The sequence below is a fragment of the Croceicoccus marinus genome (genome assembly GCF_001661675.2).
GTDB classification, from domain to species: domain Bacteria; phylum Pseudomonadota; class Alphaproteobacteria; order Sphingomonadales; family Sphingomonadaceae; genus Croceicoccus; species Croceicoccus marinus.
Genome location: NZ_CP019602.1, coordinates 752224 through 768446, shown reverse-complemented (window position 1 = coordinate 768446; position 16223 = coordinate 752224). Strand labels below are relative to the sequence as shown.

At 66.7% G+C, this 16223-nt stretch carries 17 protein-coding genes and 1 tRNA gene; 5 read left to right on the top strand and 13 right to left on the bottom strand.

The annotated features are described in order from the left end of the window. Nucleotides 1–12: 12 nt before the first annotated feature. Genes A9D14_RS03655 through A9D14_RS03635 form a run of 5 tightly spaced genes read right to left on the bottom strand, consistent with a single transcriptional unit; the run spans nucleotide 13 to nucleotide 4468 of the window. The gene (locus A9D14_RS03655; RefSeq protein WP_066843025.1) at nucleotides 13–954 is read right to left on the bottom strand and encodes an electron transfer flavoprotein subunit alpha/FixB family protein; all 942 of its coding nucleotides are present in this window, start codon (nucleotides 952–954) and stop codon (nucleotides 13–15) included. Between the two features lie 26 nt (nucleotides 955–980). Continuing rightward, nucleotides 981–1727 carry an electron transfer flavoprotein subunit beta/FixA family protein gene (locus A9D14_RS03650; RefSeq protein WP_066843023.1) on the bottom strand — a complete coding sequence of 249 codons (747 nt, stop codon included), beginning with the start codon at nucleotides 1725–1727 and terminating at the stop codon, nucleotides 981–983. 11 nt (nucleotides 1728–1738) lie between these two features. Then, nucleotides 1739–2611: a crotonase/enoyl-CoA hydratase family protein gene (locus A9D14_RS03645; protein ID WP_066848181.1), complete on the bottom strand. Its 873-nt coding sequence runs from the start codon at nucleotides 2609–2611 to the stop codon at nucleotides 1739–1741. Continuing rightward, complete coding sequence (locus A9D14_RS03640) at nucleotides 2604–3530, bottom strand: hypothetical protein (protein ID WP_066843021.1); 927 nt, start codon at nucleotides 3528–3530, stop codon at nucleotides 2604–2606. The genes A9D14_RS03645 and A9D14_RS03640 overlap by 8 nt, the downstream gene beginning before the upstream one ends. Then, the gene (locus tag A9D14_RS03635) at nucleotides 3530–4468 is read right to left on the bottom strand and encodes an NAD(P)H-dependent flavin oxidoreductase (protein ID WP_066848172.1); all 939 of its coding nucleotides are present in this window, start codon (nucleotides 4466–4468) and stop codon (nucleotides 3530–3532) included. Before A9D14_RS03635 ends, A9D14_RS03640 begins: the two co-directional genes overlap by 1 nt. A 292-nt stretch (nucleotides 4469–4760) precedes the next feature. Here A9D14_RS03635 and A9D14_RS03630 point away from each other — a divergent pair, with 292 nt between their 5' ends. Further along, on the top strand, nucleotides 4761–5435 hold the full coding sequence (locus A9D14_RS03630) for a TetR/AcrR family transcriptional regulator (RefSeq protein ID WP_157668125.1): 675 nt from the start codon (nucleotides 4761–4763) through the stop codon (nucleotides 5433–5435). A 20-nt stretch (nucleotides 5436–5455) separates the two neighbouring features. On the opposite strand, the gene A9D14_RS19310 is transcribed toward A9D14_RS03630, so the two are convergent. Then, a complete protein-coding gene (locus A9D14_RS19310) occupies nucleotides 5456–5629 on the bottom strand; it encodes a hypothetical protein (RefSeq protein ID WP_157668124.1) in 174 nt (57 codons plus the stop codon). Between the two features lie 188 nt (nucleotides 5630–5817). After that, nucleotides 5818–5894, bottom strand: a tRNA-Arg gene (locus A9D14_RS03625). A gap of 158 nt (nucleotides 5895–6052) precedes the next feature. Between A9D14_RS03625 and A9D14_RS03620 the strand changes: the two genes are divergently transcribed. Continuing rightward, nucleotides 6053–6745, top strand: coding sequence for a queuosine precursor transporter (locus A9D14_RS03620; RefSeq protein WP_198302041.1), 693 nt, complete (start codon nucleotides 6053–6055; stop codon nucleotides 6743–6745). A gap of 8 nt (nucleotides 6746–6753) precedes the next feature. Here A9D14_RS03620 and A9D14_RS03615 read toward each other — a convergent pair whose 3' ends face one another. The 3 genes from A9D14_RS03615 to A9D14_RS19300 are packed head-to-tail and all read right to left on the bottom strand — an operon-like array spanning nucleotide 6754 to nucleotide 7534. Further along, nucleotides 6754–6963 (bottom strand): PspC domain-containing protein, encoded by a 210-nt coding sequence (locus tag A9D14_RS03615; RefSeq protein WP_066843012.1) that lies wholly within the window; start codon nucleotides 6961–6963, stop codon nucleotides 6754–6756. Further along, nucleotides 6960–7100 carry a hypothetical protein gene (locus A9D14_RS19305; protein ID WP_157668123.1) on the bottom strand — a complete coding sequence of 47 codons (141 nt, stop codon included), beginning with the start codon at nucleotides 7098–7100 and terminating at the stop codon, nucleotides 6960–6962. The genes A9D14_RS03615 and A9D14_RS19305 overlap by 4 nt, the downstream gene beginning before the upstream one ends. Nucleotides 7101–7132: 32 nt before the next feature. Further along, nucleotides 7133–7534, bottom strand: coding sequence for a hypothetical protein (locus tag A9D14_RS19300; protein WP_157668122.1), 402 nt, complete (start codon nucleotides 7532–7534; stop codon nucleotides 7133–7135). Between A9D14_RS19300 and recF the strand changes: the two genes are divergently transcribed. Beyond that, nucleotides 7493–8596 carry a DNA replication/repair protein RecF gene (gene recF / locus A9D14_RS03605; RefSeq protein ID WP_066843010.1) on the top strand — a complete coding sequence of 368 codons (1104 nt, stop codon included), beginning with the start codon at nucleotides 7493–7495 and terminating at the stop codon, nucleotides 8594–8596. The two genes, A9D14_RS19300 and recF, sit on opposite strands and share 42 nt — an antisense overlap. On the opposite strand, the gene A9D14_RS03600 is transcribed toward recF, so the two are convergent. Then, on the bottom strand, nucleotides 8593–9258 hold the full coding sequence (locus A9D14_RS03600; RefSeq protein WP_066843006.1) for an arylesterase: 666 nt from the start codon (nucleotides 9256–9258) through the stop codon (nucleotides 8593–8595). The genes recF and A9D14_RS03600 overlap by 4 nt on opposite strands. A gap of 66 nt (nucleotides 9259–9324) precedes the next feature. Here A9D14_RS03600 and A9D14_RS03595 point away from each other — a divergent pair, with 66 nt between their 5' ends. Beyond that, entirely contained in the window at nucleotides 9325–10080 is a 756-nt protein-coding gene (locus tag A9D14_RS03595; RefSeq protein ID WP_083987601.1) for an ABC transporter ATP-binding protein, read from the top strand. Further along, nucleotides 10077–12620: an ABC transporter permease gene (locus A9D14_RS03590; RefSeq protein WP_066843004.1), complete on the top strand. Its 2544-nt coding sequence runs from the start codon at nucleotides 10077–10079 to the stop codon at nucleotides 12618–12620. Before A9D14_RS03595 ends, A9D14_RS03590 begins: the two co-directional genes overlap by 4 nt. A gap of 1 nt (nucleotide 12621) precedes the next feature. Here A9D14_RS03590 and A9D14_RS03585 read toward each other — a convergent pair whose 3' ends face one another. Together A9D14_RS03585 and A9D14_RS03580 are read right to left on the bottom strand one after the other, a co-directional pair. Continuing rightward, nucleotides 12622–13029 (bottom strand): DUF805 domain-containing protein, encoded by a 408-nt coding sequence (locus A9D14_RS03585; RefSeq protein WP_066843002.1) that lies wholly within the window; start codon nucleotides 13027–13029, stop codon nucleotides 12622–12624. Nucleotides 13030–13210: 181 nt separating this feature from the next. Next, the gene (locus A9D14_RS03580; protein WP_083987599.1) at nucleotides 13211–15925 is read right to left on the bottom strand and encodes a TonB-dependent receptor; all 2715 of its coding nucleotides are present in this window, start codon (nucleotides 15923–15925) and stop codon (nucleotides 13211–13213) included. Nucleotides 15926–16223: the final 298 nt, after the last annotated feature.

The window sequence follows — 16223 nt, the reverse complement described above, 5'->3', positions numbered from 1 at the left end:
TTCGTATCCTCTTCAAACTTTGTCGGTCAGTTCCGGCACCGCCTTGTAGAGGTCGGCGACGAGACCGATGTCGGCGACCTGGAAGATGGGTGCGTCCTCGTCCTTGTTGATGGCGATGATGGTCTTCGAATCCTTCATGCCCGCCAGGTGCTGGATCGCGCCAGATATGCCGATGGCGATGTAGACTTCGGGCGCGACGATCTTGCCGGTCTGGCCGACCTGGTAGTCGTTGGGGACATAGCCTGCGTCGACCGCGGCGCGCGATGCGCCCACGCCCGCACCCAGTCTGTCGGCGAGCGGCATGATGATCTGCTCGAACGTCTCGCCGTCCTTCAGCGCGCGGCCGCCCGAGACGATGATCTTGGCAGATGTCAGCTCGGGCCGCTCGCTCTCGGCCAGTTCGGCGGACACGAAGCTGGACTTTCCGGTGTCGCCCGTGCTGGCAACGGCTTCGATTTCGGCGCTCCCGCCCTCGGCCTCGGCCTTGTCGAAGGCGGTGCCGCGCACGGTGATGACGAGCTTCGCGTCCGTGCTCTCGACCGTGGCAATGGCGTTGCCCGCATAGATCGGGCGGGTGAATGTCTTCTCGCCCTCGACCGACAGGATGTCGCTGATCTGCATCACGTCCATCAGCGCCGCCACGCGCGGCGCGATGTTCTTGCCGGTGGTGGTGGCGGGGAACAGCACCGCGTCGTGCCCATGCTCACCTGCACCCATGATCGACACGATCAGCGGCGCGACATTCTCGGCCAGCTGGTGTTCGTAGGCCGCGTCATCCGCGACATGGACCTTGCCCACGCCCGCGATCTTGCTTGCGGCGTCTGCGACTGCGCTACAGCCCGCGCCCGCGACCAGCAGGTGAACCTCGCCCAGCTTCGATGCCGCGGTGATCGTGGCCAGCGTCGCATCGCCCAGATGCGCATTGTCGTGATCGACATAAACAAGCGTCTTCATGATCTCTTTCCTTACCGGCTCCGCCTTTAGGCGACTCCCATGCTCTTGAGTTTGGCGACGAGTTCATCGACATCGGCGACCTTCACGCCCGCCTGCCGCACCGGCGGTTCGGACACCTTCAGCGTCTTCAGGCGAGGCGCGATGTCGACGCCGTAATCGGCGGGCGTCTTCGTCTCCAAGGGCTTCTTCTTCGCCTTCATGATGTTGGGCAGCGACGCATAGCGCGGCTCGTTCAGGCGCAGATCCGTGGTGATGATCGCGGGCGTCGACAGCCGCACGGTCTCGAGCCCGCCGTCGACTTCGCGCGTCACCTTCACGTGGTCGCCGTCCATCTCGATCTTCGATGCGAACGTGCCCTGCGGCAGCTCCATCAGCGCGGCCAGCATCTGGCCCGTCTGGTTGCTGTCGTCGTCGATCGCCTGCTTGCCCAGGATGATCAGACCCGGCTCGACCTCGGCCGCGACGGCCTTCAGGATCTTGGCGACCGCCAAGGGCTCGACCTCCTCATCGGTCTCGACCAGCACCGCGCTGTCCGCGCCCATCGCCAGCGCCGTGCGCAATGTCTCCTGCGCCTTGGCTGGCCCGATGCTCACCGCCACGATCTCGCTGACCGCGCCCGCTTCCTTCAATCGGATCGCTTCTTCCACCGCGATCTCGTCGAACGGGTTCATGCTCATCTTCACATTCGCAAGATCGACACCAGAACCATCCGCCTTCACGCGAGGCTTCACATTGTAATCGATCACCCGCTTTACCGGGACCAGGGCTTTCATGGGGCAATTCCTCAGATGAATTCGGGTTCGTCGCTGTCGGGATAGAAATCGGGCATGTCGCTCGACACACGGTCCGGATATTGCGCGGGGCGCTTTTCCATGAAGGATGCGATGCCCTCGCGCGCGTCATTGCTCTTGCCGCGCGACTGGATGGCGCGGCTGTCGATGCGGTGGACATGCATCGGGTGCGGCGCGCCCAGCGATTGCCACATCATGCGGCGGGACAGCGCCACCGATACCGGCGCCGAATCGTCCGTCATCCGGTGCGCCAGCGCGACCGCGGCATCCAGCAGTTCTTCCGGCTGGTGCAGCGACTGGACCAGCCCCGCCTCCAAAGCTTCCTCGGCCCCGAAGACGCGTCCGCTATAGACCCATTCCAGCGCGCGCGGCATACCGACAAGGCGCGGCAGGAACCAGCTGGAACATGCCTCGGGCGTGATGCCGCGCCGCGCGAAGACAAAACCGAAGCGCGCATCGACCGAGGCCAGCCGCGCATCCATCGGCAACTGCATGGTCGCGCCGACGCCCACCGCCGCACCGTTCACCGCGGCGATCACCGGTTTCAGGCTGCGGAAGATGCGCAAGGTGACCCGCCCGCCGCCATCGCGGCGCACGCCGTTCACGTCGACATCGCCCCCGCGCCCGCCGGGCTTGTAGTCGAAGGTCTTTTCCCCGCCGCCAAGGTCCGCGCCTGCGCAGAATGCGCGGCCGGATCCGGTCAGGACGACCGCGCGCACATCGTCGTCACCATCGGTGCGGTCGAACAGTGCGATCAGATCCTGCGTCATCGCCACGTTGAAGGGGTTCATCTTGTCGGGGCGATTGAAGGTCGCGATCGCGATCCCGTCCTCGACCCGGTAATCCAGCGTGTTGAAATCAGCCATCGGCAGCATCTCCGTAAAGGGCCGATCGATCGGCCTCGTAATCCGCATAGGACGGTTTCAAAGTCGCGGTGTTGAGCAGCATGACCGCCAAGGGGCTGTTGTCACCTGTCACAAAGACGCGGCTGAGCACCCACATGGATTCGGTCTTGCGGCTGCCCGACAGGGCGACGATCTCGCGCTCGATCTCGTATGGCTGGCCGACCTTCAGCGGGCCGCGCCGCATGCGGATTTCCTGGTCGGCGAACAGGCCTACGCTGGGCCCGCGCACCGGGAACGGCTGTTCGCGCGCGATGGAATTGACCAGCACGCTGACCATCTCGAACGGGATGATCTCGCGGTAGATCTCCGACGGTTCGGTCATCCGCTCCAGCTTGTCGGCGAGCGAGAACGGATAGAGGTCGCCCATGTGCTGGTCCAGATCCATGCGGACGGGGATGCGGCCCGTCTTCGCGCCAACCGCCGCGTCCGCCATCAGCACCGGCTGGTCCAAGGGGGCAAGGGTCGTGATGCGTTCGTCGAGCGCGGTCGGCGGGTGGTCTGGGCCGATGGAGACCGTGCCCTTCAGCACCTCGGTCCCGTCGCGCTTTTCCATGTTGATCGCGGCGCGCCGGTCGGATTGGCGCGTCAGGATCGCGCGCACCTCCTCGCCCTCGAACACCGGGCTGCGGTAATGGGCCGAGATGCAGCCATGGGCGAACCATTCGTCGCCCCAGATCGCGTGGCAGAGCGGGTCGAACTGGCTGAAATGGGTCGGCCCCTCGATCGTGCCGCCCTTGAAGCCAAGCCCCTGCGCCGTGCTGTCGTCGTGGATCGAGGCATGGCCGTCATAGGCCTGCGCCATCAGCATCTGGCGCGGCATGCGCCACGGGCCGGTCAGCGTGTCGCCTTCGCGCTCGATGGGTGCGTCGAAGATGGCCATCAGGCGCTGACCGTTTCACGGAGCAGCGCAGGCAGGCGCTCGCCCACGATGGCGCGCGCGTCGGTCATGATGCGGTTCACCAGTTCGGCGACGGTCGGTACATCGTGGATCAGCCCCTGCGCCATACTGGCCCAGTAGAGGCCATTGTCGAGATCGCCTTGCTCCATCACCTCGCGCCCTTTCGCGCCCGCGACCAGATGGGCGACATCGGCGAATTCCGCCTCGGGCCGCTTCAGGATCTCGACCACCTCGTCGGACACCTTGTTGCGGCCCACGCGCGCGGTGTTCTTCAGGCTGCGGAATATCAGCCTGGTGTCGCGCTCGCTCGCCTCGACGATGCGCTGCTTGACGTTGTCGTGGATCGCGCATTCCTGCGTGGCCAGGAAGCGCGTGCCCATGTTCGCCCCCTCTGCGCCCAGAGCCATGGCGGCGACGAGCCCGCGCCCGTCGGCGATCCCGCCGCTGGCAATGACGGGGATCGACAGCCGGTCGGCCGCCGCGGGGATCAGCACCAGCCCGCCGATATCGTCCTCGCCCGGATGCCCCGCGCATTCGAACCCGTCGATCGAGATGCAGTCGACGCCCATCTTCTCGGCCGAGATGGCGTGGCGCACGGCGGTGCACTTGTGGATGATCCTGACGCCGTTCGCCTTCAGGTCCTCGACATGCTCCTGCGGGCGGTGGCCGGCGGTCTCGACGATGGTGACGCCGCTCTCGATGATCGCGCGGCGATATTCGGCATAGGGCGGCGGCTTCATCGTTGGCAGGATGGTGAGGTTGACGCCGAACGGCTTGTCGGTCCGCTCGCGCACCCGGGAGATCTCTCGCGCCAGTTCCTCGGGACTGGGCTGGGTCAGCGCGGTCAGGAAGCCCAGGGCCCCCGCCTCGGCCACGGCGGCGACCAGCGGCGCGCGGCCCACCCATTGCATGCCGCCCATCACCAGCGGATGCTGCACACCGAACAGTCGCGTAAAACGGTTTTCCAGCAAATGACCTCTCCCGTTTATGGGCGCGACGGCAATTCCCGATCTTCTAATGAAAACGAAACGCCGCCTGATACCTGTTGCGAATGTCCATAATCGACATACCCATAGATTGAAACCCTGTTTGAATGATCAGGTTCGGCCGCATGTCCACACGGCGGCGAATTCCCGCGTCGGCTTCGCGAATCCGTGGGTTTTGCAAGGTTGCCAGCTTGCCACCAGCGCGTCGCTGGCGCAGGCTGTGAGCATGAACGGCAACCGACCCGATCCTCGAAACGGCTCGACCGGCGAATCGCCCGCTGCCGCCAGGGCACGGCCCCGCGTACGCCCGCGCACGCGCAAGTCGATTGCCGACCGGCAGCAGGAAATGCTCGACGCGGCGGCGCGGATCGTGGTGTCGGACGGCATTGGCGATGTCACCGTCAGGCGCGTCGCGGCAGAGATCGGCCTGTCACAGGCGCAGGGGCATAATTGCTTCTCGCGCCGCATCGACCTGCTGCTGGCGCTGACCCGGCGCGAGCTTGAGCGCGTGGAAAGCGCACGGCGCGACGTGGCGCTGCGCGGCGGCGATGTTCAGACGGCGGTGATCCTGTCGACCATCAGCTATCTCGACGACATGGAACGGCGCGGGCCGCTGCTGCAATCGCTGCTGCGCGTGGCCGAGATCCGCGCCGCCCTGCGCGGCGAACGGGACGAAGCGGCGCGCCGTTCGCGCACGCCGCTGCTCGCCTCGATGCAGCAGCGCTATGGCATGAGCGAGGCGGAAGCGCGTGCTTCCAACGCGGTGCTGTCGGCCATCGTGCTGCGCGCGGGCAGCTTGCTGGCGGCGCACCGGATCCGCGGCGTGACCGCCAGCCGGCTCAGCCTGTCGCTGGTGCTGGCGGGCATGCGCAGCAATGCAGCGCGTGGATCGGCGGACTAGCAGCCCGGGGAACGCGCCTTTCAGGCGGTGCCCGTCAATCGCGCCAAGCCGCTGACGCCGCCCGGACAAGCGGTCACCTGCATTGCCGACGACAAGATGGCCGACTTGCAGCAGCGCAGCGCCTCACCCGGCACAGCATACTGCTTCGCCGCCTTGTCACAGGTTTGCCTGCCCGGGACCAGGGGGCGGATCATGGTGCATGCCTTATGCCGGGCGAAGACCTACATTCCGGCGCGGATCGCGCCATCCATCGGCGGCCTCACGCCTCGCTCGCCGTCTGTTTCGGGCGGGTTGCGATCGCATGAACAAGGGAACGCGTTCAGACCGGTCCCTCCCCATCGCGTTGGCGAACCGGCGCTTCGCGCCCGAAACTGAACGGAAATGGCGCGCCCTGCAGGAGTCGAACCTGCGGCCTCAAGATTAGAAGTCTCGTGCTCTATCCAGCTGAGCTAAGGGCGCGCGCCGGGGGTTCGCATAGCGGCGCTTTGACGCGGCTGCAATTGCCGCTATCGATTGTTTTCATGGAGCCGACGCCGCCGCCCGCCCGAAGCACAGAGCCCCCGACGGAACCGGCAAGCAGCCCGGCCCCCGTCACTTTTCGCTATTACGATTTCGTCATGGCGGGCTTCGTTACCGTGCTGCTGCTGTCAAACGTGATCGGCGCGGGCAAGGTCGCGGTGATCGAACTGCCGCTGGTCGGCCTGTGGCCGTTCGGCGCGGGGCTGCTGTTCTTTCCCGTGTCCTATGTGATCGGCGACGTGCTGACCGAGGTGTACGGTTATGGCGCCGCGCGGCGCTGCATCTGGGCCGGGTTCGGCGCGCTGGTCTTCATGGCTTTCATGAGCTTCGTGGTCGTCGCCATGCCGCCCGCGCCCGATTGGGGCAACCAGGCCGCTTACGAGGCGGTGTTCGGACAGGTGCCGCGCATCGTGCTGGCATCGATCGCCGCCTTCTGGGCGGGCGAGTTCGTCAACGCCTTCGTCATGGCCAAGATGAAGATCTGGACCGGCGGGCGGATGCTGTGGACACGGACCATCGGATCGACGGTGGTGGGCCAGGGTGTCGACAGCGCGATCTTCTATCCGCTGGCGTTCCTGGGCGTGGCGGGCTGGACCAGCGAGCTGGTGTTCTGGGTGGCCCTGACGCAATGGGTGCTCAAGACCGGTTGGGAAGTGGTGCTGACGCCGGTCACCTATGCGATCATCGGCTGGCTCAAGAGGCGCGAAGGGGTGGATGTGTTCGACACGGACACCGATTTCTCACCTTTCGCGCATATTCGGGGGCGTGGTGCGGCCAAGGGGCGCGGCTAGCGCGCCCCTCAGTCCGCGATCAGGCCGATGGCGATGTAGATCAGGATCAGCGAGCCGAAACCCAGCAGGGTTCCCAGCACCCAGGCGATCCGGACCAGCATGACATCGACGCCGAAATAATCGGCCATCCCCGCGCTGACGCCCATCAGCTTGCCGCGCTGCTTGTTCAGGCGAAACTTGCGCGGGGAATTGTCGTTGCGGTTGGTCAGGTCTCTCATGCCACCATCTCCGCGGCGGGATCGATGCTGTCACTGTTGTGGTCGGGCGCCACGGTGACACCAAAGGCACCGACCGACAATACAAGGGCAAGGGCGAAGGCAAAGGCCTGCGAGGCGAGATTGGAGTTCCGGGTCATGGGTTCATTATCCTTTCTTCTAAGGTGATCGATCAGGCGATCAGTTCGGCGGAGACGGGTGCGACATCGTTGCCATGATCGGGTGCGACGGTGACGCCGAAGCCGGCGACCGACACGATCAGCGCGAGGGCGAATGCGAAAGCCTGGGTGGCGACGTTGGAGTTCGACATGATGTATTTCCTTTCAATGTTGGGTTGGATGGCCCCTTTGGCCTCCATGCCAGATACATTGCAGGCACCGTGCCAGTTTTGATTATCCTTGTTCGTCAATGACTTGGAAAAAAGCCTAGATTGCGGGCAGATGAACGCTTGCCGATGTTCGGGAATTTTCGCCAAGGTTTGGGATCGGGATTTCGCTTGGCTCCACGCCCCTTCGAAAGCTAGCGCCGGTTGATGGCGTTCGACCGCATCCAGCTTGCCGATTTCCGCAACCATCGCGCCACGCGGCTCGACGGGTCGGCACGCTTCAACCTGCTTGTGGGCGCGAATGGGGCGGGCAAGACCAATGTGCTGGAAGCGCTCTCGCTGTTCACGCCCGGACGCGGCCTGCGCCGCGCGCAGCTGGCCGAGATGACGCGAGACGATGCGGCGGGCTTTGCCATCGGCGCCGATCTGGTGAGCGGGGTGACGCCGGTGCGGCTGGGCACGGCGGTACAGGCAGACGCGCCCGCCCAGAAGCCGGCCCGCAGGATCGTGCAGGCCAGCGGCGCGCCCCTGCCCGCCGCTCGGCTGGCCGAATGGCTGTCGGTCGCATGGCTGACCCCCGCGATGGACCGGCTCTTCACCGACAGCGCGTCGGGGCGGCGCCGTTTCCTCGATCGGATGGTGCTGGCGATTCGGCCCGAGCATGCCACCCACTCGGGCCGCTATGAAAAGGCGCTGCGCGAGCGCAACCGGCTGCTGTCCGCCGACCGCGCGCCCGATCCCTCGTGGCTGGAGGCGCTGGAAAGGGAAATGGCCGAGGCGGGCGCCGCCATCGCCGCCAATCGCGCCGCCGTGGTGGGCGAGCTTTCGGCGCGGCTGGCGGTGCTGCCCGACGCTCCGTTCGCACGGCCCGAGATCGCGGTGGACCCCGCCTCTCCCGCCGATGCCGATGCGCTGGCGGACAAGTGGCGCCAGTCGCGCGGGGCAGAGCGCGGTGCGGGGCGCACGCTGTCGGGCCCGCATCGCGACGATCTGGCGGTGGTCATGTCGGGCACGGGCCGCCCCGCGTCCGATTGCTCGACCGGCGAGCAGAAGGCGCTGCTGATTGCGATCACGCTGGCGCATGCCACGCTGGCCAAGGATCACGGGGCGGACGGGGGCCGGCCGCTGGTGCTGCTGCTGGACGAGGTTGCCGCCCATCTCGATCCCGTGCGCCGCGCCGCGCTGTTCGAAAGGCTGGATGCCAGCGGCGCACAGGTGTGGATGACGGGGACCGAGCTTGCGCTGTTCGGCGGGCTGGAAGGCGGGGCCGCGGTCTGGCGCGTGGCCGACGGGGTGGCCGAAAAGGCCTAGAGGTCGTCGATCCTGTCCTCGACCTGCTCGACCGTCTGCTCGACCATCGCGTCGACGCCCTGAGCCGTGGGATGCAGCTGGTCCTGCTGCACCAGCGACCGGTCGAAGATCAGCGGCTCGATGAAGAAGGGCACGAGTTCGGCATCGTATTTGTCGGCCAGATCGGGGAAGATGCTGTCGAAGCTGCGGCCGTAATCGCCACCCAGGTTGGGCGCGGCGCGCATGCCATAGACCATCACCGGGATGTCGCGCTGGTCGAGCCGCTGCAGGATCGTGTCGAGATTGCGCCGCGCTTCCTCGGCCGGAAGGCCGCGCAGCATGTCGTTCGCGCCCAGTTCCAGCAGCACCAGATCGGGCTCTCCCGCCATGGAATCGAGCACGAAGTCGATGCGCTGCAGCCCCGCCGCCGTGGTATCGCCCGATACTCCGGCGTTGGTGACATTGACGTTCAGCCCCCGCTCGCGCAGCGCGGCCTGAAGCCTTGCGGGATAGGATTCGTCGCGGTCCAGCCGGTATCCCGCGAACAGGCTGTCGCCGAACGCCAGCACGTCGATGGCGGGGCCGGTGGGCATGACCGCATCGGCCTGCTGACCCGCCGCCTCGCCGTCCGCCACGTCGGTGTCCGTCCCGCATGCTGCCAGCAGCAAAGCCACACATGGCATCCAAAATCTTGCGACCACTTGTTACAACACCTTCTTTGTTTCCTGCCCGACCCTATGTCATGCACCATGCTCGACACAATGACCGCTGCCAATTTCCCATCCGATGCCGGACCCGACGATACCGCGATCGCGGCAAGGGGCCTGATGCTCAGCTTCCGCAACGGAAAGGTCGAGGTGCCGATCCTGAAGGGCATCGACCTGACCGTGCCGACCGGGCAGACCGTGGCGCTGCTGGGCCCGTCGGGTTCGGGCAAGAGCTCGCTGATGGCGGTGCTGTCGGGGTTGGAGCGAGCGACGGGCGGCACGCTGGACGTAGCCGGAGCGCAGTTCGCCGGGGCGGGCGGCGCCGTGATGGGCGAGGACGAGCTGGCCGCCGCGCGGCGCGGACGCATCGGCATCGTGCTGCAGGCGTTTCACCTGCTGCCGACGATGAGCGCGCTGGAAAACGTGGCGACGCCTCTGGAACTCGCCGGAATGCCCGATGCGTTCGGGCGCGCCCGGGCAGAGCTTGAGGCCGTGGGGTTAGGCCACCGGCTGGGCCATTTTCCCGCGCAGCTTTCGGGCGGAGAGCAGCAGCGCGTCGCCATCGCCCGCGCGCTGGCGCCGCGCCCCGCGCTGATCTTCGCGGACGAGCCGACCGGCAATCTCGACAGCGCGACGGGGGCAGAGATCATCGACCTGTTGTTCACGCGCCGCGGATCGAGCGGGGCGACCCTGTTCCTGATCACGCATGATCCGGCGCTGGCCGAACGCTGCCAGCGCGTGCTGGAACTGGCGGACGGGCGGATCGTGTCGGACCGCATGGGCACCAGCCCCCTATGAACGCGATGCGCGCGCGCTGGGCGCTGGCCCTGCGGCTGGCGCGGCGCGATTTCTCATGGCGGTTTCGCGGGCTTCGCCTGCTGATCGTCTGCCTGTTCCTGGGTGCGGCGGCGCTGTCGGCCATCGGCACGCTGGAAGGCGCGATCCGCGGCGAGTTGGCGACGCGCGGGCAGGACATATTGGGCGGCGACATCGAATTTCGCCGCTATGGCCAGCCTGCCAGCGCGCAGGAACTGTCCGCGATGCGGGCGCTGGGAGACGTTTCGGGCGGGGTGCGGATGCAGGCCATCGCCTCGGTCGGCAGCGGCGACGATGTCGTCGGCGCGCCGGTGCAGCTGAAGGCGATCGACGATGCCTATCCGCTCTATGGCGAGCTGACGCTGCGGGACGGGCGCAGCGTGGGCGCTCCCCCCCGCGGCGAGGCGTGGGTGGACCCGGGCCTGCTCGACCGGCTGGACATCGACGAGGGCGCGAGCGTCCGGCTGGGCGAGACGCAGGTGCGCCTGACCGGGCTGATCGAAAGCGAGCCCGACCGGCTGTCGGAGGGCTTCTCGCTGGGCCCGCCGATGCTGATTTCCGAAGCGACGCTGGCCGATGCGGGGCTGGTGCAGACCGGATCGATGGCGCGCTTCAAGTATCGCGTGAAACGGCCCGCCGATGCCGATGTGGAGGAAACCGCCGAAGCCTTCACCGCGCGATTTCCCATCGCGGGCTGGGAATATCGCACGCGCGACCGCGCATCGCCGGGCGCGGACCGATTGATGGCCAATATGGGCCAGTTCCTGACCCTGGTCGGGCTGGCCGCGCTGTTCATCGCGGGGATCGGCATCGCGGGCGCGGTGACGTCGTGGCTGGAAAGCCGCCGCACATCCATCGCCACGCTGAAGGTGCTGGGCGCATCCAGCGGCGATGTCATGCGCATCCATGTCGTGCAGGTGGTCGCCGCCGCGCTGGTCGGGGTGATCGCGGGGCTTGTGCTGGGATATCTGGCGGTGCCGGTGCTTGCCTCCCTGCTGGAAGGCATGCTGCCGGTGGAGGCGCGCTTCAGCTTCGACGTGGCGGCGCTGGCCCGCGCGGCAGGCTTCGCGCTGCTGGTGGCGCTGATCTTCGCCGCGCCGCCGCTGATCGCGGCGCGCGAGGTGACGGCGATGGCGCTGTTCCGGTCGGGCGCGGGCGGGCGAATCGCGGTATGGCGGGCAGCGGCGCTGCCGGTCGGCATCGGTATTGCCTTGCTGATCGCGCTGGTGCTGCTAGGCGCGCGCGATCCGCTGCTGAATTTGTGGTTTATCGTCGGCGCGGCGGCGATGCTGGGGCTGCTTGCGGCGATCGGGCTGGGTATCAAGCGCATGGCGCGCGTCCTGCCCAAGACCGGCGCGGGACTGGCGGTGCGCATGGGGCTGTCATCGCTCGACCGGCCCGGGGCGCCCACCGTCGCGCTGGCGACCGCGCTGGGCTTCGGGCTGGCCGCCTTTGCTGCCATCGCCAGCATTCAGTCCGCGCTCGACCGCTATGTCGCGAGCAGCGTGCCCGAGGTGGCGCCCGATTATTTCGTGATCGACCTGCCCAGCGGCGACGTCGACCGCTTTGCCGGCCTGGTCGAACGGATCGCGCCGGGATCGGGCGTGCGCGCCGTGCCGAACCTGCGCGCAACGATCATCGCCTATGGTCCCGCCGACGCGATGACATATGTCGAGGATCTTGAAGATGTGCCCGAGGGCGCGTGGGCGCTGAACGGCGAGCGGGGCGTGACCTATGCCAGTGCCGTGCCGGACGGCAACACCGTCACCCGCGGCGAATGGTGGAGCGAGCGGCAGGGTGCGAGCGAGGCGCTGGTGTCGGTCGACGAGGAGCTGGCGCGGCCCATCGGGCTGAACATCGGCGACCGCCTGCGATATAGCGTCCTGGGGGCAGAGCGCGAGGCGGTGGTCGCCTCGATCCGGACCATCGAATGGGACGACCTGGGGTTCAACCATGTGCTGGTTTTCAGCCCCGGCGCCATCGCCGACGCGCCGCATAATTACGCCGCGACCGTTTCGCTGGCGGAAGGCGCGGACCGGCGCGCGCTGCTGAGCGCGATGGTGCGCGAATTCCCCGGCAGCGCGGTGATCGAAGTCGGCGCGGTGCTGACCCAGGCGCGCGACATACTGGGCAGCATGGCGGCCGCGATCCTGGCCGCCGCATCGGTCACGGTGCTGGCGGGGCTGGCCGTGCTGCTGGGCGCGATCGCCGCGGCCCGCGCGCGAGAGACTTACGAGACCGTGGTACTGCGCGTGCTGGGTGCCAGCCGCGCACAGGTGCTGGGCGCGCTGGCGGTGCGCTATGCGCTGTTGGCAGGATTGCTGGCGCTGGTGGCGCTGGCGCTGGGCAGCCTGGTCGGCTGGGGCGTGATGACCGGCCTGTTCGACCTGCCCTTCCGGCCCGACTGGGCGCTGGTGCTGGGCGTGCTGGCGGGCGGCGCGGCGCTGGTCATCGTCGCCGCCACCGCCGCCTCCATCCCCGTGCTGCGCGCCCGCCCGGCAAGCGCGCTGCGATCGCTGTGATCTAGACGCCGCGCGTGAAGCTTTCTTTCGAATCGGGACCGTATTTGTTCGGCCCGCGCGTGCCTTCCAGCAGCATGAAAACCAGCACGATCAGCCCGCCGATATAGGGGACGAAATTGATCAGGACGAACCAGCCCGACTTGTCCTGGTCGTGGAACCGCCGGACCTGCACCGCGATGGACGGGATCAGGATGAGCAGTGAATAGATGCCAAGCACCGCCATCACCAGCCACATCACCGGACCGCCGGTCGCGTCATAGGGGTCGAGGGAAATGCCAAGGGTGAGCAGTGCGGTCACGAAGATCGTGATGATGATCAGGTTGAGCAGCGCGAACATCCAGTATTCCTTGCGCCGCGACCTTCCTGAAAAGTCGAAATAGCGCGCCAGCGGCATCAGCATGTATTGCATGGCAATTTCCCCCTGTCGAAATTACGTCCGGCCGCTTTATCCCGTATTCGGGGATCGATTGCAAAACGCTTTGTCAGGAAGGCTGGCGCGCGACGGAAAAGGGGCCGCATCCGCCGGATGCGACCCCTTCCCTCTCCCCTGACACTTGCGGTCAGATCCGGATGCGACCCCGCGGGCGGGATCAGAACTTGTAGCGCGCGGTCACGCCATAGGTGCGCGGCTGGTTGGGATAGCCGGAAAAGCTTAACGGCTGGATAGGCGTATCGAAGATCGACAGCAGATAGCGGTCGTTCAGCAGGTTGCGGCCCCACGCCGACACTTCCAGCCCCATGTCGCTGACCCAGGTGAGCGACGCCGAGACATCGTCGACCTGCCGGGGGAACGGACGCACCGCGCCGATGGCGGCTTCCTGCCCAAGATCGATGAAGCCGGGCAGCCCCTCGATCACCTCGATCGGCGATTCGTAGTGATACGCGCCGCGCGCGATCAGTTGCGAGCCATTGCCGAATTCATGCGTGTACTGACCCGACGCAGTCAGTGCGATCGGCGGCACGCCCGCCACCTTCTGACCGCTCAGGTCGCCCACGCCCGACTGCTGGAAATCAGTGTATTCGGCATCCAGATAGGTGACCGCCAGGCGCAGCATCAGCGGATCGACCGGGTACATCGTGCCGTCGAATTCGAAGCCCGTCACCTGCTGCTCGCCCGCATTGGCAAGGAAGAAGCCGGTGCCGGTGAAGATGTTCGACTGGAAGCCGGTGATCGACTGGCGGAACGCGGCGAAATTGACCTGCGCCAGACCCCAGTTGCCCTTGACGCCCACTTCGTAGACCTCGGACTCCTCGGCATCGGCAAAGCGGCTGCCCGCGGTCAGGTTCGGGACGGCGGCACCCGCGGCGACCAGCGCCTGCCGGTCCGCGGGCGTCGGGCGGCTGTCGCGCGACAGGTTCACCGACGGCGGCTTGTAGCCGGTCGCATAGGACACATACAGGTTCACGCTGTCCGACAGATCATAGGCCGCGCGCAGGGTGAAGGCGAGGTCGTCGTCCTTGATCTTGCCGCTTTCGACCGCGTTGGGCACGTTCTGGAACGGCGGCAGGAACTGCAGTGCCTGCAGCCCCAGCAGCGGGTTGACGTCGGGATTGGTGGCGTTCGCGTCGGCAAAGGCCTGCGACCCGGCGGCGATCTGTCCAAACGCCGCGGGGTTCGCGCCCGCAAAGGCCCCGATCTCGGCCGCCGTGGCGGGGCGGCCCAGCATCAGCGCGCTGCCGACGGTGGTCGACAGCGCCTGCTGGTAGATGCCGATGCCGCCAACCTCGACCAGGTCGACTGTCGAGAATACATCGCTGGTGGCGGTGTCGGTGGTGAAGGACTTGTCGTCCTTCGTATAGTTCAGCCCGGCGGTCAGGGTCAGCCGGTCGGTCACCTCGAAGTCGACCTGGCCGAACAGGCTGATCGCCTCGTTGTCCAGCGTATAGGCTTCGTCCAGGCCCTGCCCGTCGCCGAAGAAGCGTCCGACGAACTGCGTCGGGTCGCCCAGCAGCGCGCCGACAGTCTGCTCGACGCTGGCGGCGGTGAAGGCGCCGCCGGTCTGCGCGCCGATCAGCAGGTCGGCATAGGGCCGGAAGTCGCTGCCCAGCAGCAGATCATTGGTCTGGTCGATCTTCTCGTTGAAATAGAACGCGCCCAGCAACACGCTGGCCGGCCCGAATTCGGCGGTCGCGCGGAATTCCTGGGTGAAGGTGCGGATGCCCAGGTCCTGCGAGTTTTCGGAAATCAGGTCGGCGCTGGTGAAATCCGAATCCTGGTTGGTCAGCGCGTCCACCCCGCGATAGGCGGTGATCGACGTGATGCCGAACGGACCATAGCCGAAGTCGACCTGGCCCGAGAAACCCCAGTTCTCGATATCGTTGGTCGAGGGGAAGTTCGAATAGACGACATCGGCAAAGGGATCGGCCGGGTCCGAGAAGCGCCCGCCGACCGCGTTCACCGCCGCGCCGGTAAAGCCGTTCTGCAGCAGCACGGTGGCGCAGCAATCCTCGTCGGTCTTTTCATAGTCGCCGATCAGGCGCACCTTGAACAGATCGTTGGGTTCGAACAGCAACTGGCCGCGCGTGAACCAGCGGTTGCGCTCGTTGGTGTCGCGGTCCAGCGCCTCGTCGCGGATATAGCCCTCGCGGATGTTGATGCCGCCGCCCAGCGATGCCGCGATGCTGTCGGTGATCGGGCCGGTGACGACGCCTTTGGCGACCATCGCGTCGTAATTGCCATAGCTCACCTCGGCCTGCCCGCCGAAATCGAACTGCGGTTCGCGCGTGGTGACCGAGATGACGCCGGCGCTGGCGTTCTTGCCGAACAGCGTCGATTGCGGGCCCGACAGGACCTCTATCCGCTCGAGATCCGGCAGATCGTTGATCCGCGCGGCGCTGCGCGAGCGATAGACATTGTCGACGAACACGCCGACCGAGGGTTCTATCCCCGCGTTGTTCGCGCCATTGCCGAAGCCGCGGATGATGAAATTGGTGTTGGCGCTGGACTGAAGCTGGATGACGCGCAGGGTCGGCACCTCGGTCGTCAGCTCCTTGAGGTCGCGAATCTCGGCGCGCTCGATCTGCTCCTCGGTCGTGACGCTGACCGCGACGGGCACGTCCTGCAGGGTCTGCGCGCGCTTGGTCGCGGTGACGATGATGTCGTTGCCGCGGGCGGCAGGCAGCGCCGCATCCTCTTCATAGGCAGGTTCGGCAAAGGCGGGCTCCGCAAAGGCCGGTTCGGCGTAGTCGCCCTCCTGGGCCGCGGTGTCCTGGGCAAGCGCCGGACACGAGGCGATGGCCGCCAGGCTGCCGCCCGACAGGATGAGCACGCGCACGGCCGAAAAGCCGCGACCCCTTGAAACCATGAAAGCTTTCTCCACTCCAACGAAGGCAAGCGATCCCCGGGCGTTTTCACCCTGGCTCTCCGAAAAAATCGACTGCCAGCAGTTGATGCCCTATAATTCAAAGCTTAAGGAAGCAATCTCGTCGGACGTACGATCCTGTCCAAAGTCACAGGCTGTGCCCCCCGCGCAACAGGTAAAAGACTTGCTGCATTGCACACTCTGATATAGGGGCGCGCTCGTGAAAGGGGCGCGGCCTGTTCCTGGCGGGAAGACTGCCGGGGGTTCGGCGCGCGGCACATTGCAGGGCAGCCGGCTCTCC